At 38.2% G+C, this 19951-nt stretch carries 23 protein-coding genes and 1 pseudogene; 1 reads left to right on the forward strand and 23 read right to left on the reverse strand.

All coding sequences use genetic code 11. The features are described 5' to 3' along the window. Positions 1-147: 147 nt before the first annotated feature. The 8 genes from J2T13_RS25090 to J2T13_RS25125 all read right to left on the reverse strand — a co-directional run bounded on the left by J2T13_RS25090 (position 148) and on the right by J2T13_RS25125 (position 7035). Positions 148-345 (reverse strand): cold shock domain-containing protein, encoded by a 198-nt coding sequence (locus J2T13_RS25090; protein ID WP_429375312.1) that lies wholly within the window; start codon positions 343-345, stop codon positions 148-150. A gap of 292 nt (positions 346-637) precedes the next feature. Then, a complete protein-coding gene (locus tag J2T13_RS25095; RefSeq protein ID WP_429375314.1) occupies positions 638-1366 on the reverse strand; it encodes a class I SAM-dependent methyltransferase in 729 nt (242 codons plus the stop codon). A gap of 26 nt (positions 1367-1392) precedes the next feature. Beyond that, positions 1393-2058 (reverse strand): metallophosphoesterase family protein, encoded by a 666-nt coding sequence (locus J2T13_RS25100; RefSeq protein WP_429375316.1) that lies wholly within the window; start codon positions 2056-2058, stop codon positions 1393-1395. After that, positions 2039-3013, reverse strand: a complete 975-nt coding sequence (locus J2T13_RS25105) for an ATP-grasp domain-containing protein (RefSeq protein WP_429375317.1) — start codon at positions 3011-3013, stop codon at positions 2039-2041. Before J2T13_RS25105 ends, J2T13_RS25100 begins: the two co-directional genes overlap by 20 nt. Further along, on the reverse strand, positions 3010-3864 hold the full coding sequence (locus J2T13_RS25110) for an NAD-dependent epimerase/dehydratase family protein (protein ID WP_429375318.1): 855 nt from the start codon (positions 3862-3864) through the stop codon (positions 3010-3012). The genes J2T13_RS25105 and J2T13_RS25110 overlap by 4 nt, the downstream gene beginning before the upstream one ends. A gap of 35 nt (positions 3865-3899) precedes the next feature. Beyond that, a complete protein-coding gene (locus J2T13_RS25115) occupies positions 3900-4601 on the reverse strand; it encodes a WbqC family protein (protein WP_429375320.1) in 702 nt (233 codons plus the stop codon). Beyond that, a complete protein-coding gene (locus J2T13_RS25120) occupies positions 4598-5677 on the reverse strand; it encodes a DegT/DnrJ/EryC1/StrS family aminotransferase (RefSeq protein ID WP_429375321.1) in 1080 nt (359 codons plus the stop codon). Before J2T13_RS25120 ends, J2T13_RS25115 begins: the two co-directional genes overlap by 4 nt. A gap of 17 nt (positions 5678-5694) precedes the next feature. After that, positions 5695-7035, reverse strand: a complete 1341-nt coding sequence (locus tag J2T13_RS25125) for a glycosyltransferase (RefSeq protein WP_429375322.1) — start codon at positions 7033-7035, stop codon at positions 5695-5697. A 413-nt stretch (positions 7036-7448) separates the two neighbouring features. On the opposite strand from J2T13_RS25125, the pseudogene J2T13_RS25130 reads away from it, so the two are divergent. Further along, positions 7449-7567 (forward strand): annotated as a pseudogene (locus J2T13_RS25130) (glycerol-3-phosphate cytidylyltransferase); the annotation flags it as partial. Positions 7568-7667: 100 nt separating this feature from the next. Here the strand turns inward: J2T13_RS25130 and J2T13_RS25135 are convergent. The 15 genes from J2T13_RS25135 to J2T13_RS25205 form a co-directional block, all read right to left on the reverse strand. Beyond that, the gene (locus J2T13_RS25135) at positions 7668-9644 is read right to left on the reverse strand and encodes a glycosyltransferase (protein WP_429375323.1); all 1977 of its coding nucleotides are present in this window, start codon (positions 9642-9644) and stop codon (positions 7668-7670) included. A gap of 22 nt (positions 9645-9666) precedes the next feature. Beyond that, positions 9667-10005, reverse strand: a complete 339-nt coding sequence (locus tag J2T13_RS25140; protein ID WP_429375325.1) for a hypothetical protein — start codon at positions 10003-10005, stop codon at positions 9667-9669. Continuing rightward, on the reverse strand, positions 10002-10391 hold the full coding sequence (gene fliS, locus J2T13_RS25145; RefSeq protein WP_429375326.1) for a flagellar export chaperone FliS: 390 nt from the start codon (positions 10389-10391) through the stop codon (positions 10002-10004). The genes J2T13_RS25140 and fliS overlap by 4 nt, the downstream gene beginning before the upstream one ends. A gap of 19 nt (positions 10392-10410) precedes the next feature. Beyond that, positions 10411-11871, reverse strand: a complete 1461-nt coding sequence (gene fliD, locus J2T13_RS25150; RefSeq protein ID WP_429375328.1) for a flagellar filament capping protein FliD — start codon at positions 11869-11871, stop codon at positions 10411-10413. Positions 11872-11891: 20 nt separating this feature from the next. Continuing rightward, on the reverse strand, positions 11892-12266 hold the full coding sequence (locus J2T13_RS25155) for a flagellar protein FlaG (RefSeq protein WP_429375330.1): 375 nt from the start codon (positions 12264-12266) through the stop codon (positions 11892-11894). 150 nt (positions 12267-12416) lie between these two features. Beyond that, positions 12417-13184: a flagellin gene (locus J2T13_RS25160; protein ID WP_429375331.1), complete on the reverse strand. Its 768-nt coding sequence runs from the start codon at positions 13182-13184 to the stop codon at positions 12417-12419. 176 nt (positions 13185-13360) lie between these two features. Beyond that, on the reverse strand, positions 13361-13585 hold the full coding sequence (csrA, locus tag J2T13_RS25165; RefSeq protein ID WP_429375333.1) for a carbon storage regulator CsrA: 225 nt from the start codon (positions 13583-13585) through the stop codon (positions 13361-13363). Beyond that, positions 13585-14001 carry a flagellar assembly protein FliW gene (locus tag J2T13_RS25170; RefSeq protein WP_429375335.1) on the reverse strand — a complete coding sequence of 139 codons (417 nt, stop codon included), beginning with the start codon at positions 13999-14001 and terminating at the stop codon, positions 13585-13587. The genes csrA and J2T13_RS25170 overlap by 1 nt, the downstream gene beginning before the upstream one ends. A gap of 91 nt (positions 14002-14092) precedes the next feature. Beyond that, on the reverse strand, positions 14093-14998 hold the full coding sequence (gene flgL / locus J2T13_RS25175; RefSeq protein ID WP_429375349.1) for a flagellar hook-associated protein FlgL: 906 nt from the start codon (positions 14996-14998) through the stop codon (positions 14093-14095). 20 nt (positions 14999-15018) lie between these two features. Next, entirely contained in the window at positions 15019-16578 is a 1560-nt protein-coding gene (gene flgK, locus J2T13_RS25180) for a flagellar hook-associated protein FlgK (protein WP_429375337.1), read from the reverse strand. Positions 16579-16594: 16 nt separating this feature from the next. After that, positions 16595-17098 carry a flagellar protein FlgN gene (locus J2T13_RS25185; RefSeq protein ID WP_429375339.1) on the reverse strand — a complete coding sequence of 168 codons (504 nt, stop codon included), beginning with the start codon at positions 17096-17098 and terminating at the stop codon, positions 16595-16597. Between the two features lie 9 nt (positions 17099-17107). Beyond that, on the reverse strand, positions 17108-17392 hold the full coding sequence (flgM, locus tag J2T13_RS25190; RefSeq protein ID WP_429375341.1) for a flagellar biosynthesis anti-sigma factor FlgM: 285 nt from the start codon (positions 17390-17392) through the stop codon (positions 17108-17110). 163 nt (positions 17393-17555) lie between these two features. Further along, entirely contained in the window at positions 17556-17966 is a 411-nt protein-coding gene (locus J2T13_RS25195) for a TIGR03826 family flagellar region protein (RefSeq protein ID WP_429375343.1), read from the reverse strand. Positions 17967-18086: 120 nt separating this feature from the next. Further along, complete coding sequence (locus J2T13_RS25200) at positions 18087-18911, reverse strand: ComF family protein (RefSeq protein ID WP_429375345.1); 825 nt, start codon at positions 18909-18911, stop codon at positions 18087-18089. A gap of 215 nt (positions 18912-19126) precedes the next feature. After that, a complete protein-coding gene (locus J2T13_RS25205; protein WP_429375347.1) occupies positions 19127-19879 on the reverse strand; it encodes a helicase-related protein in 753 nt (250 codons plus the stop codon). Positions 19880-19951: the final 72 nt, after the last annotated feature.

The raw sequence follows: 19951 nt of genomic DNA on the forward strand, positions 1-19951 counted from the left end.
TCGCCATACGCAGGTATCCTAGCTACGAAGGTGGCTTGGTCCCTCCTTCGGTTGGACTTTCACCAACTAGATAATGCGTGCCTCTGGGCACGCCGACACAAAAAAAGGCCCTGAATTCATTCAGGAACCTTGTGTATGCCGGATGTATTATAATTTCACGACGTTAGCTGCTTGCGGTCCACGAGCTCCATCAACGACATCAAACTCAACCGCTTGACCTTCGTCCAAGCTTTTGAAACCATCTGTTTGAATTGCGGAGAAATGTACGAATACATCGCTTCCATCATCCGTTTCTAGGAAGCCATAACCTTTTTCAGCGTTGAACCATTTCACTTTACCTTGCATGCACAAACATTCCCTTCGTTTTCAAATAGAAGTGAGCTTAACTCACTTTTTTGAATATAACATCGGATGGAAGCGGTGTCAAACGGGGTGTTGTCCTTGCTTATATCAAAATTATTATTCTATATTCGTAATGTCAATCCCGAACCAACATAAAAGATATACAGGAACTCAACATAGTAGTATGAGATTAGTACTAGTGGGTTGGTATTGTTCCAAATTCGGAGTACTAATTTACGGACTCAAACTTGAAGAGGAAAGTATATTTACTTTCCTACTGACAATATGCCTTTCGTTATACAAATTCATAATTCTTTTTCTTAGCTACCGCAAAAAGATTAGCACAATATTGTGGAATGTCTTCTCCTAAAGAATAGAATGCCTTGATCGCATCCAGTCCAAGTTCCATCATCTGTGATTCAGCAAGAGGCTTTAAAAATACCCCCTTCATTGTCTCCAACTCTAAATTGGCACTCTCAATATGCTCCTTTAGCATTTCAACAGTATATAGTCGTCTATGCCCAACCTGGTAGTCTTTTGGCGCAAATTGGTCGTGGCTTTCTAACAGCCCCATCTCAAATCCTGCTCTTCTATTTAGACTCATACAGTTTGGAACAGAAATAAACACCCGACCCTCTTCTGATAATAATTCTCCAATTTTTTCTAAAGATAATATAGGATCAGCTACATGCTCTAATACATTAAGAAACAAGATATGGTCGAACTTTCTATCCGTCTGGAAATCTTCAAGTAATTCATTAATCATATTAATTTCAGTTCCCAATCTTTCCTTCATAAGTTCCATATTTTTGTGGGAGGGTTCAAGAACGTAATAGTCATCAAATATCTTGATCAAACGTTCTGTAGAATATCCATTACCACAACCAATTTCAAGTGTCCGACCCGTATTTTGAACCATATTTTTGATTAAGCTTACTTCCCTATCCACTATCATCTCATCCATGAGGTCACCGTTTTTATAATAACTACTGATCTCTTCTAGCATGTTTACTTCTTCGTTCATAGTTTTCTCCCTTTAAATCCGTAGTTTTAATAACAAAGATTCTTCGCTCCAGTTCTAAGACAACCATAATAGTATCCATTAAACCCTGCAGCATCCATCAGTATTCCTACTGCTCCAATATCATAACTGACCCTATGAAGCTGAAAGTATTCACCATCCCATGTCGCAAACGCTGCTCTTGGATCCCCATCTCTAGGCTGTCCAACTGATCCGGGATTGCAATACACTTTATCTCCAAAATATTTAATGTTTTGAACATGGCTATGCCCAGATACAAAATTGATTCCATCCACTTTGTTGAAATAATCATCTGAAAACTCTAAATATTCATCAATAGGATTACTCCATCCTCCATGAACCATACGGAGATTATCAATATCCCTATAAAAAGGAAAGGTCGAAAGCCAAGCCAAGTTCACCTCACTAATCACCTTTTTCTGATATTGTAAACAGTCATTAACACTCTCTGATCGAGTACAGAAACTCCTCGCAACCATGTACCAATCATGGTTGCCCATAACACAGCTTATATTTCTTGCACGAAGCTCATCGCAAACTTCATTTACTTGTGAATAATAACCAACAACATCTCCCAAGCAATAGATTTCATTGATATTCATATCATCTATTGCCTCAAGAACTTTCTTCAAGGCAACATAGTTTCCATGAATATCAGAAATTATCCCTATCAAAAAAAACACACTCCTCGATATATCTAATAGCTACTCCAGATTTTATAATAGGTTGAATGGGAATCTCCCCGTCCAAAAAATATTTCGTACTAATTAATGATTCATTATATCCAAATGCTGCTCGTATTGATGTCGATGAGGATATCCTTGGATTTATCTCCAGTAACTTGAGTACTCCTTGGTGTCTTCTAAACTGGAAATTCGTTGGTCCGACGGGTTTGAATGTAGCTGCCAGTGCCCTAAGTGATTCCTCACACCCATCAACATTGAATACTTGAGCTTTTTCAGTATACCCTTCTTGTGACAGTTTCCGTCTCAACCCCATATAACAACAAAGATCTGACTTACTATTAAAAAATGCCGATATAGTGTACTCTTCATCTTCATTCCCTATAATAGGCTGTGCCATAAACTTCTCCCCTAGATTTCTCTCATGCTCCAGAAAGATTTCCTCTGACGAAACCTTGACAATTCCTTTTGAAGCATAACCTCTGCGAGGTTTTAATAGAAACGGTAGACCGTATTGATGGACGAGTTCTTCAAAGCTACCATGTATTCGAGATTCAATAGCTAGTTTTGAGTTATTTTCCATTAATTTTTCATAGAAAGTCCATTTATCCCCACAAAGCTGAATAAGTTCTATTTTATTCAAAAGCACTTTCACTTTTGTGTTACTAATTACGTTGTACATTTCTGCCCATTTGAACATATCAGCTTCAATTCCAGGGATTATCATATTTACATTATGCTTTATTATTATATTGCACAGCCAATCTATATAGTTACTGTCACTGGTAGGGGGGGCCAGTTCGAATATATCGCAAAATGCCGGTGCTATCGAATCTTCATAAATCGATGTACCAATGAGCTTATAGTTTTCTCCGTTTTCACGTAAAGACCGTAAAATTCCATAACCAACTATTCCACTGGCTCCAGAAACAAGTATTGTTTTCATAAAATTTGCTCTTTTCTATAATTACTCAACATTTTCATGCCATCGTTTATATTGATTTGCGGATGAAATTCAATTTTATCGTATAAAAAAGTATCATTTGGGAAAACGTTATCTTGTATATCATCCTTTTCTTTTTGAAAAATAATATTTCCTTGCTTGTTAAATGCCTTATAAGCTGCATGAACTATTTCAGTCAATTTAACATTGTTGGGGTTAGTACAAGAGAATTCCCCCAGACATTCTTTATTGACAGTACAGCTAATAATCTCTGTCAAATCGTCAACATGAATATAGTTTCTCAAAGCATCTTTACTTCCATATAGCATAATATCTCTACCAACCTCAGCACGATCAGCAATTAGATAGAATAAGGGCTGATGTTTGCGGAAATATCCTTTGGAATCATATATTTGAGACGGTCTCAAGATTGTTAAGGGTAAACTTTTAACTTTACAATAGAACTCCGCTAATTCTTCTGAATGTCTTTTAGATATAGCATAGTGGTTGTAATATAGAGAATCTTTATCTACAGCTACAGACATTGAAGAAATAAGTACAAAGTGTTTAACTTTCGCTTTATAGGCTGCCATACAAACCTTCAATGTCCCTAAAGAGTTTACCACCTCAGTATTTATTATTCCTTTGTCTGTATTGCTCCCCCAACTTGCTGCAACATGAATGATCACATCTGTTCCCTCAGGAACTACAAATGATTCCGCTTCATCAGTCAAGTCACAGTATAAATCACAATTCCCCCTACCCATAGTAACAACTTGATGATCTCTTGATAATCTAGGAATCAAATAAGTAGCTAACGAGGCAGTCCCTCCTACTACAATAATTTTTTTCATTTATATCTCCTTATGAGTCGTCCTATTTCTTTCAATTAAATCATCTCATATTCATTTAATATTTTTACTACTTCTTCTTTTGAGTTAAACATTAATACATCAATAATTGATAAAAAGGGAATAAAATCATTATCAAGTTGTTGATAGAAAATATCTTTTGTTTTCAAGAAATTTAAATCTATTCCTGCGTTTGAGAAGTGATCCTTTGAGTATAAGTCTTGCCCACCTATTGGATTAATATATTGATCTGCTCCTAACGAATTACATATATCTATAATCCGATCCTCCGCTGCAAGCTGCTTTGATGTTATTATTTCAGATGAGAATAGTAACTTTGTTTTAATTCCTATATAATCTGCTATTTCCTTTAACTGATTAGCATTAAATGATGACACATTATTGTCTGTTGAATTAAAGATCTTTATTATTAAGCCTATTACTTCATTGCAATATGGAGCCCTCTTATACCCTGTTTGTAAAGTTTTTATAAATTTCTCCTTTTCCATGTTCAATTTTGGTGAGTATATTCTATTATTTATGTTTAATTGTAGAGAGGCTTGTTCCACACTAAAAGAAAATAGATGTGAATCTTTATTAAGTAATATCCTATTCCTATTAATCCATCCTCCCTTTATATATTGAACATCATCATAAATAACAAAGTTGTCAACAGAATTTATCAACTGAAAATACCCTATATATGGAAACAAGTAAGGCTGCATTATCGCAATTTTCATAACAAAGCCTCTTTTACAGTTTGGATAATACGCTTTTGGTCCAGCAAATCCAAAGAATCATACAGTGGTAAACAGAGTATTCTCTTCGATATAGAACCAGAAACCAGCATAGGCTCGGATTCTAAATACTCAAGTCTATCTAAAGATGGGTAGAAATAACGCCGCGGTATAATTTCCTCCTGAGCTAAAAATTCTCTTACCCGTAACATGAGGTTTTCATCTTCAAGTACTATAGGAAAATAACTATAATTATTGCTGCAGTTCGCGTTATGCTTTTGTAATTTGATTCGTGGTTCTAATTTAAAAGACTTTTCGTATCTTTCATATACCTCTTGACGCTTTTTACGTATTTCCTCCATGTCATCAAGTACACATAACCCCATTGCGGCTTGAAATTCATTCATCTTAGCGTTTATACCAAGAAAACGTATATTATCCGGCCCATCAATGCCGAAATCTATCATTTTTTTTGCCTTATGGTATAATTTCTTATCCTTTATAATTAATGCTCCACCTTCTATTGTGTGAAAGATCTTTGTAGCATGGAAGCTAAGTGTAGCAATATCACCATAATTCAATATACTCTGTCCTTTATACTGAACACCAAAAGCATGTGCAGCATCATAAATAACCTTAAGGTTATTAGCCTTTGCAATAGCTTCAATCTCTTCAACTTGACATCCATTACCAAACACATGAACCGGTACAATAGCTGAAGTTGAATCTGAAATCTTATTTTCTATTTCTCCTGTATTCATATTCAGCGTGTTCTCATCAATATCCGAAAAAATTGGCTGTAGTCCTTCCCAAATTAAACTGCTAGTAGTAGCAACAAAAGAAAAAGGAGTTGTTATAACGCTACCTTTTAAATCCAACAATTTATACGCAACATTTAAGGCAAGGGTACCATTTGATACCAGTAAAACATTTTCAACTCCTAAATATTCAGCTAGTCTTTTCTCTAACTCCAATACTAACTCACCATGATTTGTTAGTATTCCCGTGCCAAAGATATGTGAAACATAAGAATTAAACTTCGCTTCATTAGGCAAATAGGGCTTTGAAACGTATATCATGTAGTTTCCCCTTTACATTATCGTTTATTTACCCACTGTAAATTAGAAATAATTTGATCATATACTTCAAGATATCGATTTGAAAGACCCATCAACAGCTCTAATGCCGATTTCCGATTTATTCTCCAAATAGCAAAAAATCTCCACAGAACATATTGATATACTCTTTGTAGCAACCAACGCTCCATCTGTTCTACGTCTAACCCTTTTGTGACTCCAAAGCAATGGAGACGCTCAAACTCTTCAATAGTAGGTACATCCTTATCCAAAGGCATATTGAAGCTCAAGCTTTTTTCGTGCACTCGATAAACCCCTACATGGTCATGGATAAAGCCAATATCACCAATCAACATCAACTTTAAATACAAAAATGTATCTTGACTTAATGTTTCTTCTAATAGACACCCCATTCTCTTAGCATCCTCAATTCGGTAGATTGAAGTTAATGTGCTAGGAATATGCGGGTAATTGTTTGTCTGGTAATTCAAAAAATATTCTATGCCGTTAGTAACTTTCTGAATATCTATTGTAGGTGTACTTATTTGTCCCGTTTCCATAATTAATTGCTTTACATTTGCAAATACTAGAGACACACTTGGGTTTTCTTCTAAAAAGATTACCGCTTGGCTAATATAGTCATGTTTAATCAAATAATCATCATGGTTAATTCCTAAAACATACTTTCCACGTACATGCTCATATAACAACGATTGACAATTCACTTTCGCTCCCAGATTAATTTCATTCCGAATATATCGAATTTTAGAATTAAACTTATACTGCTTCATCATTTCATCTGTGCCATCTGAGGAACAATCATCACCTACAATAATCTCTATATCTTCAAAATCCTGGATTAATATACTATCAATGGTTTCCTTTAAATACTCTTTCATATTATAGGTTGGAATAACTACACTTACTTTAGGATTTATTATAGATAGAGATTCCCCGGTATTATGCAATAAGCCAATTTTTATTTTCTTTATATTTACTATTATCTCGTCTATTTTATGTTTCAGCTCATCATCAGCGTTTTCTCTAGCCCTAAGATAATTATCAATTGCATCAGCAAATAGTCCTTTCATCTCACATAAATATGCAAAGTTAAATAATAAATCTGAATTGTTCCCATCTAAAACAAGTCCCATTCTTAATACTTGCTCAGCACCTGATAAATCACCTTCCATTAATGCAATAACCGCTTCGATAGAGAATATCTCTATACTATTAGGATATACTTTTCTATACTCGTGAATTAAATGCTTTGCTTCCGGTATCTTACCGCTATCCACTAGTTCTTTTATAACTTCCCTTAATTTTCCTTTTATCTCACTATTTCTTAAAGTAGAGTTCATATACTTGCTCCTTATTCCCTTCTGCATTTCGGAAGACACTGTGTCTTCACTACATATACTATATAATCAATATCGGTTTTGTAAGTATAAAAATATAGTTTCAAAAAATGGATTATCCTCGCTATTTTTGTGAATTTTCAAAATGCTTGCTACTATTTTCACACTACTAGAATCGCAAGTTGAATAATCTAAAACCCTTCACACCTCTTCCTCATGAAAAATATCCCTCAAGTTCGTTTTCACCCCATGCTAACATGGATTAAGAGCGAACCTTGACGGGATATTACCATTTCAATCCGGTCTTATAAGATTGTATTTTGTATATTCATTGATATGAAATTTATAAATGAACTCTATTTACGACGATCCATAAGGATACTACCGGGTGAATAGGCATTTGCTCGAAACTATAAAAATATATGGATGAGGTGATTCCCGAACAGCGCTGGGAGCAAAAACAGACTGACATCGAGAACTTAAATATTGATGTGTTTGTCATGACGATGACTGGGCCGGTACGTTCGACGAATTAAATCCCTATTGGCCAAGTAGTCTATCAAAAGTAATAGTTAATCGATTCACAGCAAATAAGGGCGAGTCTATAATACGGACTTGCCCTTGTTGATATTCATCTATTTTATTGTTTCTCTTTCTTGATCCAGGAAGTTTCGTACGAATGTAATTTTCGTATACTGCGGAAATTCCGCAATCAATTCTCGAATATAATTAGGTTTCATCTGGCTGTTAGCACGGTGGATTAAAGAATAATAGAGATTCTTAGCGGAGGGTTGTAGCTTCACAGCTTCACTGAAAAATTCCACAGCTTCCTCATAAAATTGATGATTCTCATGATACCTTCCCAAATTCACCAAGCTAGTGAAATCTAGCTGTTGTTCCGACAGCAGTATAGCGTAATAATTCAAGGACATCTCCGTCAAATTTAACTTATAGAAATAATTAGCCAACTGATTAATCAATTCAGATGATCTCATGACATTTACAAACTGATCAAATTTCTCGAAATCTTTGATTAAGAATAACTGTTTAGCTACTAAAAATAAAGATCTTGAATGAGCTTTAAGATCTTGTTCATCTATAATAAGCTCCTCAGAAGTCATAGATACAATGAGTTGAGTCAGCATAGAAATCTCATCATTTTGTAACATCGTTTCAATTTCTAGAAGTTTAGAGTTATTGTCCCAGTGTATTGCTCCGACAGTCGCTTGAACCCACAGATGCAATTGGCTATCCAAACTAACCTCCTGACTAGAAGATGACAATGCCAAGTAGGCCTCTTTATTATCCGTAATAACAGCGAAACGCATTTGATCCAGCAGACTGAGATCCACCAATGATCCCATAAGTTCCACATAATATCGAACTAATTCTGCCTGTCCAAGCACAAGTGACACTTTAAATAACAGATTACAATCGGCTTTATCATGAATATCATATATTTTGTTCAACAAGCTGATTACTGAAACTGGGCTCTCATTCTGACATAGCCACTCTATCAATTTTAACATCACTTGTTTATTTTTTTTATTTTTATGAAGCAATTTGGATAACCAATATATAGCCTGTTGATTGTCGTTAAACTGGAAGTATAATTCCACTAGTTGCAACACAGGTGTCTCAAAGCTATACGTAGGTTCGACTAGCCAAATTTCCTGATTGTTACTTGCCCGTTGTTCAGCAATCTTTACCGCTTCAAGGTAGCAGGCGACAGCCTGCTCGAAGAATCCCATTATTTCATACTGAATGCCCTTAATTGTATGATAATCAGCATAGTCAGAAAATTTAGTTAGTAGATTATTAGTCCATTGCTCGACGAGCTCCAATCGATGCTGTGTGAAATAAAGATTTATAAGTCCGACCAGACAGTGAGGATACCAAGCTGAATTAGGGTTCGTTTCCTTTAATGCCTGTTCATAACAACGAATGGCCTCTTCGTCATCCTTTGCATAACGATACTGATTTCCCAGTGTAAACCAATCATAATCACTCATACTGTCGTGTTTCTTCATCTCGTTAAAGATCGACATATTTCGCTCATGCTTATTTCTCTCTGTCACTCGCTGAATTTGATATCCTGTGTGATAAATATTCAGAGCAACTTTCTTTTGATAAAGTTCTCCCTGCTGACCTCTCGTTAATTGCTCGTGAATCGGTCGTTCAAAGTAAATTCCCTTGAAATTAGGGAATAACCTAGTTACAGGTGATGTCGAAATCTCATCCTGAAATTCTTTCTCTCCTATAAAATTAATTACAGGCAGTGTATAGGCAAGATGGTCAATAGGCTTCTCCCTATTCAGAAATTCATTCCATCTGTCATATTCATCTTCAGCCAAGTATTCATCCGCATCTAGCACCAATATCCACTTTCCTGAGGCATGGCGTAGCGACTCATTGCGGGCGGCGGCAAAGTCATTAGACCATGTGTATTCAAACAACTTCGCAGCATATTCTCCAGCAATTTCCTTGCTCCGATCTGTAGAACCCGTATCGACGATTATAATCTCATCAGCTAACCTCGTTACGCTATCTAAACATCGGGGTAGTAGCTCTTCTTCGTCTTTCACAATCAAACATACGCTAAGTCGCTTCATTCTAACAAACCCAACCTTTATATTATTTCTTATGATCAACAAACAAACTCTCCATATCATAATTCGCACCATATGCTGTCTTTTGTTCTTTGATCGCTCCCTGCTTCAGTAGCCATTCGCTGGCTTCCTGCTTCAAAGAGTTCATTGTCGAGAGTATGACTTCATCATACCCGCATAACTTACGAAGGCGCTCTTCATCCTCTGCTGCAAAAACTGCTTGATCCTGTTCCATATGAAGGATAATCCGCGCTCTTTGCTCAGAGAACATAGCAAGTTCTTCATAACCTACCTCTTCAATTCTCTGTAACAGTGCTGCAGTCAGCTCTTCCAGTTCAGTTATATACTTTTTCATAGCACTCATTCGACTTGCTCTGGATTGGCATTTAAAGATTTGTTTGCCGTATCCCACGCCTCTCGTAAATCCAGTAAATAGGACAAAACCTCATATGCAGGTTTTTTATTTTTTTTCAAATTAGCATTAATTAGTTGGTGAATCATATATTCATAGACCTGAGAAAGTGTCTTAGCGATCGGGTAATCAAAATTCAGAGCAGCAATCAATTCATGAATAACGGCCTGAGCTTTACACAAATTGGTATTTGCTTTTTCTAAATCCCGTTCTTCGATCCCAGAGACACCCATCCTCACAAAACGAATCGCGCCATCATAAAGCATCAGCAGAAGTTGAGCCGGAGGAGCAGTGTGTAGTTGAGTCTGTTGATATTTTTGGTGGGGTGATGTAATCAAAAGAATTCTCTCCCTTACTTTAAGATAGCATACTCGTCAAACTGGATGATGAACTATTATACCTATTAATCGCTGTTTCCATTGCTGAGAATTGATTGTAATAACGAGTCTCCAATAAGCTTAGCCGTCTATTCATTTCCGTAATACGTGTATCAAAGTTTCTTATCTGGTCCCCCATCTGGCTTGCAACAAGAAACGCAGTTGTTAGATCGCTACTATATTTGGATGTCCCTGCTTTATCAGACAATGATGTCAGGGTAGCAGAATCGATTTTTTTCAACCGATTAAAGATACCGTCACTCGAGGTGTAATCTGTTTTATTCGAAGTATCTGTTTGCCCGAATAAAGCATATACATTCTCCGGATTATCTTCAAGTGCAGCTCGTAACTTAGTCTCATCAATGATCAGCTTACCTTTTTCACTATGACTCCCAGTTGTAATGCCAATTTGCGTGATGTTGATTTTGCTACCATCGGGCAAGACCACATCCGTTATAAGAGCGGCTCTCATATCGCTCAGCGTTTTGGTGACAATCGAATCGCTTCTCAGCATACCGCTCTTTGCTTTCGTGTCCCAAAGCGTAATCTCATCATCGCTCATATCTGCCTTTTGCTCAGTCGTTAGCGGCAAGTACGTTCTATAGCGCTCCTCTGATGTCTTCTGGTTTAGTGTGGCGATTGTTGCATTGTAGGACTCTACGAAGGATTTAATGGTATCAACCATCTTGTCTACATCTTGAGTCACTTGAATCTGCGATGTCTGTCCTGTTGATGTCACTCCGTTTATTGAAATTGCTACCCCATTGACGGTGAATGTATTAGAGGACTGTTTGGTTACCAAACCGTTAATAGTTACTGTGGCATCTTTACCTTTGTCTACATTACCCGTTGTTATTCCAATATTAGTGAGTAGATCTCCTGAAATTTGAATTTCAGAAGCTCCCGTCTTTTTATTAGTAAGAGACATTTTACCAGTTAACTCATCGTATACTGCAGTAACCCCCGTCGACTTATCATTATTAATTTTACTAACCAGAGAAGCAATTGTTTCGTCTGCTGTGAAATCAATCTTTCCTGTACCAATCGTAATACTAGTCTCTGTACCAGAGTACATTTCAGAAATCTTAGTTGCACCAGCTGTTCCTCCAGTTGATACCACAGAAGAAGCAGATGCTACATTTCCAACAATAATATTCAAAACTGAGTTCGTAGCTGCCCCTGTAGCCGTGGCAGTTATATTGGATGCACCAGTAACCGTAGCTTTCTTGGAATTGATTGAACTGCTAAGACTAAATGTTGTCAGTTTCTCATTAAGACTAACTAACGACGTACTTACCTGACGGTAACCCTCGCGCTTCCATTCGGTTAGCTGTTTCTGCTGATTCAGCTTGTTCAACGGAGACTTCGCCGCTGTCATAAGACTTTTTACCATGGCATCAACGTCCATGCCTGAAGCCAAACCACTAATTCTAATTGTCATTATAATCCCCCCATTTACCTTTATACTCTTTCATCAACAATAAGCCCGATCAATTTCATCATATTTGCTGCGACATCCAATATTTTCTCGGAAGGAATCTCACGAATCAGATCACCCGTCTGCTTATCGAATACTTTAACCATAACTGCACGTGTTTCCTTGTGAACTGATATCTCAAATGACTTTTCCGGACCCTGTACCGCCCGAATAGCCACCTCTAGTTGTTGAATAATCTCTTGTTCATTTCCCCGCGGTAAACTAGCGACCGCTATGGTTGGCTCAGTACTGTTTATTACTGGAGAACCCAAGATGATGTCTTCACTGCCACTCTTTGCTGGTGAGACATTCCTGGCGCCCATATCCGACCTGTTTCCTGATATTATTCTATTTTCCACAGATTGCTCCTCCTTATATGTATTTAAATAATCATTATGTTCGCTTCAGAGCTGTTACTATTTATATCGGAAAATAAAGCTGGTTTATGAAGTAGAAGAAAAAAAGAAAAGAGACCTTGAAATTCAAGGCCTCTTTGAAGAAACTGAAGATTAACGAAGTACAGATAGAATACCTTGTGGTGCAGAGTTCGCTTGCGCAAGCATAGATTGTGATGCTTGCAACAAGATATTGTTCTTGGACAATTGAACCATTTCCTTAGCCATATCCGTATCACGGATACGGGATTCAGCAGCAGACAAGTTTTCTACTGTTGTACCTAAGTTGTTCGAAGTATACTCCAAACGGTTTTGAACAGCACCAAGCTTAGCGCGTTCGGTAGATACAGTAGTGATTGCAGTTTCAATTTCTGTTAACGTTGAAGCAGATGACAAAGCTGTAAAGCTAGCAGTAGTAATAGTACCGATTGCAATGGAACCGCCTGAGTCATTAGTTGTAATTGTAGCACCCGCAGTAATGGCTATTCCGTTAAATTTAGTGTTATTCATAATATCAGTAATCTGAGCACTAAGTTGAGTCAACTCTTCACCGATATTAGCTATGTCATTTGCGCTGTAAGTTCCGCTCGTATTCTGAACATTCAATTCTTTCATACGAGTTAGCATAGAACTTACTTCATTCATTGCACCTTCAGCAGTTTGAACAAACGAGATACCATCTTGAGTATTACGTTGAGCTTGCTCTAGACCACGGATTTGACCGCGCATGGATTCGGAGATTGACAACCCGGCAGCATCGTCAGCCGCACGGTTAATACGTAGACCGGAAGACAACTTCTCCATGTTCTTGCTTGTTGCAGTAGTGTTTAGACCCAAGTTACGGTGTGTATTTAGTGCTGGAATATTGTGATTGATAATCATTATAATTTCCTCCTTGAATTTGGTTTATTCCCACATCCATGTGGTATTAGCGTCTTCACCGGTCGGCCGCCCTGAAGGTTTATCGCTCTAATATATATATCGACGCTTTATATCTAAATGTTAATAGCTTTCGCCAATTTATTTATTATTTATTTTTTATTCGGCTTATTTCGAGTCTACTCAGATAAACCATCCATTAGTTTCTCGAGTTGCTTAACGTCTATTGCAGCCCCTAGATTATTCTGCTGGATAGCTTCAAATATCTCCTTACGATAGATATCTATTGATTTAGGTGCTGAAATTCCTAACTTCACTGTATCCGCCTCCACTGACAGCACAGTAATTTCGATATCATTCTGAATAACGACACTTTCTCCCTTTTTGCGTGATAGAACCAGCATTAATCCTCACCACCTTCAGAATCAGTAGTGTTATTAACCCATAGTAATTGCCTTGTTGTGTACGGCACATTCTGTAACACAATTTGTTTACCAAATAGCTTCACAGAATTAATAATAATAGGAGCAAGTAAATTCAGTGTCACCTTATTGCGGTCACTATTCCATGTTACGATACAACGGACGTTTACCTCGTCACGACTTGTGATCTCAATCTCTTCAAGAAGCCCATCGGGTACATCGAATTCGTAGTCGGGGTAGAAATCAAACGGATTTACAATGATAAATGCAACGGATTCATCGGTTACCGAAATCAAATTCCCAAATAATTCATTATGTTGTTGCACAGTGTACTCTTTTAACTGTTCAAACCCAGGTAATCCCTTAGGGAAAGTAACAACACCTATATGTTTCTCCATATTCAAAGCCTCCATAGTTTATGAAACAAAAGAGCTATGGATCATAACATCCCCATAGCTCTTTTGTTTCCATATTCAATCGAATTTATTATCACATGTAATCCATTAAACTTGTGGACATAATCGTTGCCGAAGATTTCAGAGCGGCCTCGTATATTGTCTGAGCTGCAGTTGCTTGAATCAGCAAGCTCGCAATATCAGCATCTTCCGTCTTCGATTGTAACGTCGTTAAATTCAGATTAGTATCAGTTAGGCGATTCTGTACTAATTCCACTCTATTCGTACGAGCTCCAACCTCTGTCTGACAACCTAGCATCTTGATTGTTCTAGAATCTAGATTAGCCGTTTGCGCACTAATATCAGTGTAACTCCCACTGGCTAAAGCCGCTGAAATATTATCCAACACCTTAAACACATTATCCGCTTCACCACTAGTTCCAAAATAATCACTACCCGAAGTATTAATGCGGAAGGTAACCTCATCACTAATTGAATATTCAACAGCATCTTTATCTGCATCAATATCAGCATAATTAGTTACTGTATCTGAAAGTTGATAAGGGATCTGATCATATTTTTGACCATTGAAGATAGATTTTCCCCGTATTTGCGTATTACCAATATCAACTAAATGTTGTTTCAATTCTTTGATTTCTTGATTAATAGCGTCCAACCCAGTTTGGGGTACAGTTCCAGTTGCTGCCTGAATAGTTAATTCCTTAACACGTTGCATTACATCATTGGCTTGAGTCATGTTGGAATCGGTTGTATCTAACCAACCAATTGCAGCATCCGTACTGGTCTGATACTGTTCGTTAGAAGCCAGATCAGATCTATATCGAAGTGCATAAGTTACACCCACCGGATCATCGGAAGGTTTATTTAATTTGCGCCCCGTAGATATTTGGTTCTCCATCTTATTCATACTATAATTATTACGATTAAGATTGCTAAGTAACTGTGTGCTCATCATGTTAGAAGTGACACGAATAGACATCATTTAACCCCCCTTATTAATTAACGACCCACGACTCCCGTATTGTTAATCAGCTTATTTAATAATTCATCGATTGTAGTCAGGAATCTCGAAGCTGCACTGTAACCATGCTGATATTTAATCAAATTACTCATTTCCTCATCTAAAGAAACACCACTTACAGATTGCCGACTTGCATTTACTTGATCTGTTAATAATACGGCATTCTGTACTTGTCTTTCTGCTTCTTTACTTTCAACCCCGATCTGTCCAACGATGGAGGTGAAGAAGTCATCAATGCTAGCCGGCTTGGAGAAAGCTGTCCCAAAATCAAATTTGCCACTCTTTAGTCCAGACATAAGAAGCGCCAAAGAATTGTTACCCACAACGATTTTTTCATCAACCCCTGTCCCGTCTGTACGCATGGAAGAAGCAATATTATTCGGATCATCCTGAATAAGCTGACTTAATGTGACGTTCTCTGCTGAAAGTGCCGAGCCATCTTTGGAAACGAAGAAATCACCGCCAGCTTGGGGCGAAGCTCCAGCCAAAGTATATCCGAGCTTATGCAAGCCATTGATACCTTTGACTGTAACCGTCAACTCACTCCCTATCTTTCTGTTGTTGTTAGCATCACTGTAAGTAACATTGTTTAATATAGTTCCCTCAGGCAGAACAGTACCGGCTGGAATCTTGATTTCGACTTCACCATTTGCCAAAGTATTAACCAGTTGATTCAATTGGTTCTTATAATCTGCAACATAGACATCCCTAGAATAAAGTGTTCCATAAGTCTCTCCACCCGTTAAAGTGCCATCCTCATACCCTGTCTGAAGCGTTGCTGCAGTTATGGGAGTTGCCGTAGCTCCATTAACGACAACTTGCCCCGCTAGCGTTACTTGGTAACCCGCCTCTAATGGAGCTACTTGGACATTAGCTAACTTGGACAATTGATCCATAGCATAATCACGCTGATCACGAAGATCATTGGCATTATCCCCAAGACTCTCGATCTTATTGATATTAGAATTCAAGCTAGCCACTTGACTCAATAACGAGTTAATGCTTGAAGCCTGGAGATCAACACTATTCGTCAGATCACTTTCTAAGTCAGTCATTTGACGACTCATTTGATTAAGTGCGTCTGTTAGTGCCAATGTTGTTTCTTTAACAATCTTACGATTCGTAATATCTTGTGGATCCTGACTGAAATCAGACCAAGCATCCCAGAAATTATTAATAACCTTAGCTACACCAGTATCTGAAGGCTCGTTAAGCGTGGCTTCTAACTTCTCCAAGGTAGAAAGACGGATATCCCAGGCCCCCTGCGAAGAGCTCTCTTTACGGAACTGATCATCTAAGAATGATTCACGCACACGTTCGATGGCTACGAATTCCGACCCCGTCCCTAACTGCCCAGGAGCCGTCGAACGTAAGAAAGCAAAAGCTTCCATCGGGATTGATTCTGTCATCTTTACTACCTGCCGAGAATAACCCGCTGTATTCACATTGGCAATATTGTGTCCTGTTGTACTCAACGCAGCTGTTTGAGTAAACAAGCTCCTTTTTGCAGTTTCAATAGAATGAAAAGTTGATGCCATGTATGTTCCTCCTCAATTATGCACGTGTATCAAAAACACCCGGACGATTTAACCCACCATGATTCTTGTCAGACGGATGCTGATAAAAAGCTTCTTGTTCAGGATAGACCTTCAGCAGTTCCATTGAAAAATCAATATACGATATCGCCTGCTGAATGAGTTGCTGATTTATATCATTTAATGCTTTTAATTTATCTAGAGTCTCATTTAAGTGAAGTTGGACCTTTTGAATTCGAGCCTTGTCTACAGGTTCAAACACTAGTCTAGAAAGTTCATTTAAATTAAGATTCAAATTTGATTTAATACCCTTCTCTTTTAAAAAGAGATTATTGGAGAGCAGCCGTTCTGCTTCGAGCTCCTCGATCTTTTTAACTATTTTGGATTCTTGATTTACTAATGAAATGATTTGCTCCATTTCATTAGCTACTATGGCAATTTTCTTGAGTTGTCCACTTTCAATTAAGTTTTGATGCTCAACATCTAATTTCTCTAAAACACTAATAATTCGTTCTATGCCCATGACATTCACCTAGTTCTCGGGAAACTGCTTGAAGTACGGCATCAGTTTCTCGGCAATTTTACCGCTATCGATGTTGTATGTGCCTGTTGATACCTGTTGCTTCAAATCTTGTATCTTCTCAACACGCTCACTATTCACAGAACGATCGCTCGCCTGTAACATTTCCATGGCCTCTGCGGAAATGGATACTTCATCCTTACGACGGCTCTTCTTATCTTCATTCTGTCTGCCTGATTCTATATTGCGCTGATAAGAATTAATGGCTCCAATTCGTCCGGTCTCGTTAATTTTCATAACATCCACCTAGCTTTCTTTTACTTAATATATAAATAACCGATAATCTATACTAAGACTATCGGTCAAGGTTGAACCAGAATAACCGACGTTCTTTACTACATTTATCGGTTAGCACTGAAATATTATGAATAGATTTCAACATATTTAAGTCTGTGGTCCACTATTTATTATATTTATCCAAGGCACTATAAGCCCCTTGACCTGGTGATTTACTTCTGTAATCCTTATTCTGTTCTTCGTTCCCAGCCTCACTGAACTCTCTAGTCAGACGAGCCCGGCAAGAATCACACATATGTCCTTCGCGAATAGAGGCACCACACACTTCGCAAGGAACAGCTAAATTAGGCGCATCTATAATAGAAATGCGTCCTTCACGAATGAATCTAGTTATCCTATTAACTGTGACCTCAGTTTCCTCCGATACTTCATGAATCGTCGCCCCTCTATGATGACGAAGATAATCAGTACATAATTGACACTCAGTCTCTATTTCTTTGAAGCAATTCGTACACATATCTCTTAAATTGGTAGCATACAGTTTACCACAACGCGGACAATTCCCAAGATTCATCTTCAGCGCCCCCTTGATCCGTGATTCTACGATTTGATTTATAGCATTAGATTACATTATTCCCGCTATCTAAGTCTACCCTTTCTTGGGAAGAAAACACATATATTATGTTGTATATGTCTAAGAACGTGCCCAGGTTAGACTATAAATTTCGACAAGAACACCAAGTTGTAAGAAAGAGTCCTTTACTACAGTAGCACAAGCATTGATTGTACTACCCGTTGTATAAATATCATCTATTAGTAATAATTGCATCGCTGCATTTGCTCTTTGTTCTACATCATGTTGCTGAGTGTGTAACCAGTGTCTTGCTAGGTCCTCTACGACATAAGTATTCGTAATAAACGCTTGTTGCATGGAATTAATTCGTTGCTGCCTTGTTTTGAAGCTTTGTTTCTCCGTGTGCTCCTTGCGCTCCAGTAGCGACATCAGGGGAATTCGATGTTCAGTTGCTAATCCGGCGGCAAGTTGCTCTGCTTGATTGAATCCCCGTTCCGCAAGTCTAATAGAACTTACCGGTACATAAATGACGCCATCAAATGGTCCATGCTTTGTTGTTCTAGAGTTAGAAGTGAACACTTCATGCAACAGAAGTCTATACGCATGACTAAGCATAGAGACGAGTACGGTACTATACTTCTCATTCCCTCTATACTTATACTGCGCGAGTATTTCCCTCATAGATTCATTATACATAACTGCGCTCCGATTACACACAAAGGACCGCTCCATTTCCCCGTTCCTAATACAGTCAGGACAGCCATAAGCTCTGCCGCAATAACGGCATCTTGGATTACTTATCCATGGGATCCGTGCCGCACACGAGGTACAGATCCCTGCATACTCTTTCGATATCTTTGTCCTCCTTCCACAAACCAGACAAATATCACCCGGTGGAGCCAACAATCCATGCAGCCCGTCTATCAATCGATGAATATAGCTCACTATTCCTCCTCCTTATTTATCATCTCAAAACCAAAATCAGCGATTGAAAATAAAATGTAGTGGAAACAGCGTTACGTTTTGGAGGATGTTACCCTCACTGTTAAAGAAGGATTTCTTGAATTGAATTGAACAAGGTAGAAATCCTCCTTTAAAGGTGAACGCTCCGCTTGTCCACATTCCTCCAAAACTCCTCTGAGGCTTCTCTCTGTCAACCACTAATTTTTAGATTGAGCCATATAAATGTCCACTTTTTTATTCCGCTTATGTAAATATCCCTTTTTCCCCGCGATGCGGTTCATGGTCTTAATTTGACTAATTGCTCTACGCTGTGAACGTGTCCATTCCGATGACGCAAAGACTACCGCTCCCGCAGGGTCACTAGAGGATCGACCTGCTCTTCCAGCCATCTGCACAAGGGAGGATTCGTCGAATAAGTCACTATCTGCATCAACCACATATACATCACTCTTTGGAACTGTCACCCCCCTCTCCAATATGGTTGTAGTCACGAGTAAGCGGATGGTTGTCTCCCGAAAGGACATCACTTTCTCTCCACGTAATGGGTCTACGGATGAGGTTCCTTCCACCACAATTGCATTGAATTCCTGTCTGAGCCTCTCTACTAAGGGCTGAATATGACGAATGCGAGAAACGAATACAAATATCTGCGCACCTCGATCAAGAGAGTGCCTCAGTTCTTTGAAAAGTGGCTTCAACCCTATCGGCTTATGAATACATTGTGCTAACGATTTCAACGAGACCCGCTTCGGTACCGGTAGTGGATGACCATGGAATCTTACAGGCACCCTTGCATGTCCTACTGTACCCTTCATTACTTCTCTTTGAAGTGCCTGGGGTGGCGTTGCTGATAGATACACAAATTTACCTGTAGGTTTACAAGCATGATTGGCGGCAAAAGCCAGCATCGGATCATTATGATAAGGAAATCCATAGATATTAAGATACACACGATTGAATCTGTTCCTTCTATATAATAATAAAAAGAAACCCTACAGATCGAAAGCTGTAGGGTTTCTAAT

The organism is Paenibacillus sp. DS2015 (assembly GCF_050433705.1).
Classification (GTDB): domain Bacteria; phylum Bacillota; class Bacilli; order Paenibacillales; family Paenibacillaceae; genus Paenibacillus_AQ.

Bases quoted from the DNA above. Each gene is read 5' to 3' on its own strand.
- J2T13_RS25195 (WP_429375343.1), bottom strand. From the start codon at position 17,966: ATGAATCTTGGGAATTGTCCGCGTTGTGGTAAACTGTATGCTACCAAT.
- flgM (WP_429375341.1), bottom strand. From the start codon at position 17,392: ATGAAAATTAACGAGACCGGACGAATTGGAGCCATTAATTCTTATCAG.
- J2T13_RS25140 (WP_429375325.1), bottom strand. From the start codon at position 10,005: ATGAGTGCTATGAAAAAGTATATAACTGAACTGGAAGAGCTGACTGCA.
- fliD (WP_429375328.1), bottom strand. From the start codon at position 11,871: ATGACAATTAGAATTAGTGGTTTGGCTTCAGGCATGGACGTTGATGCC.
- J2T13_RS25135 (WP_429375323.1), bottom strand. From the start codon at position 9,644: ATGAAGCGACTTAGCGTATGTTTGATTGTGAAAGACGAAGAAGAGCTA.
- J2T13_RS25115 (WP_429375320.1), bottom strand. From the start codon at position 4,601: ATGAAAATTGCGATAATGCAGCCTTACTTGTTTCCATATATAGGGTAT.
- J2T13_RS25110 (WP_429375318.1), bottom strand. From the start codon at position 3,864: ATGAAAAAAATTATTGTAGTAGGAGGGACTGCCTCGTTAGCTACTTAT.
- J2T13_RS25170 (WP_429375335.1), bottom strand. From the start codon at position 14,001: ATGGAGAAACATATAGGTGTTGTTACTTTCCCTAAGGGATTACCTGGG.
- csrA (WP_429375333.1), bottom strand. From the start codon at position 13,585: ATGCTGGTTCTATCACGCAAAAAGGGAGAAAGTGTCGTTATTCAGAAT.
- J2T13_RS25160 (WP_429375331.1), bottom strand. From the start codon at position 13,184: ATGATTATCAATCACAATATTCCAGCACTAAATACACACCGTAACTTG.
- flgL (WP_429375349.1), bottom strand. From the start codon at position 14,998: ATGTCTATTCGTGTCACTTCTAACATGATGAGCACACAGTTACTTAGC.
- J2T13_RS25090 (WP_429375312.1), bottom strand. From the start codon at position 345: ATGCAAGGTAAAGTGAAATGGTTCAACGCTGAAAAAGGTTATGGCTTC.
- J2T13_RS25125 (WP_429375322.1), bottom strand. From the start codon at position 7,035: ATGAACTCTACTTTAAGAAATAGTGAGATAAAAGGAAAATTAAGGGAA.
- J2T13_RS25105 (WP_429375317.1), bottom strand. From the start codon at position 3,013: ATGAAAACAATACTTGTTTCTGGAGCCAGTGGAATAGTTGGTTATGGA.
- J2T13_RS25120 (WP_429375321.1), bottom strand. From the start codon at position 5,677: ATGATATACGTTTCAAAGCCCTATTTGCCTAATGAAGCGAAGTTTAAT.
- flgK (WP_429375337.1), bottom strand. From the start codon at position 16,578: ATGGCATCAACTTTTCATTCTATTGAAACTGCAAAAAGGAGCTTGTTT.
- J2T13_RS25185 (WP_429375339.1), bottom strand. From the start codon at position 17,098: ATGGGCATAGAACGAATTATTAGTGTTTTAGAGAAATTAGATGTTGAG.
- J2T13_RS25095 (WP_429375314.1), bottom strand. From the start codon at position 1,366: ATGAACGAAGAAGTAAACATGCTAGAAGAGATCAGTAGTTATTATAAA.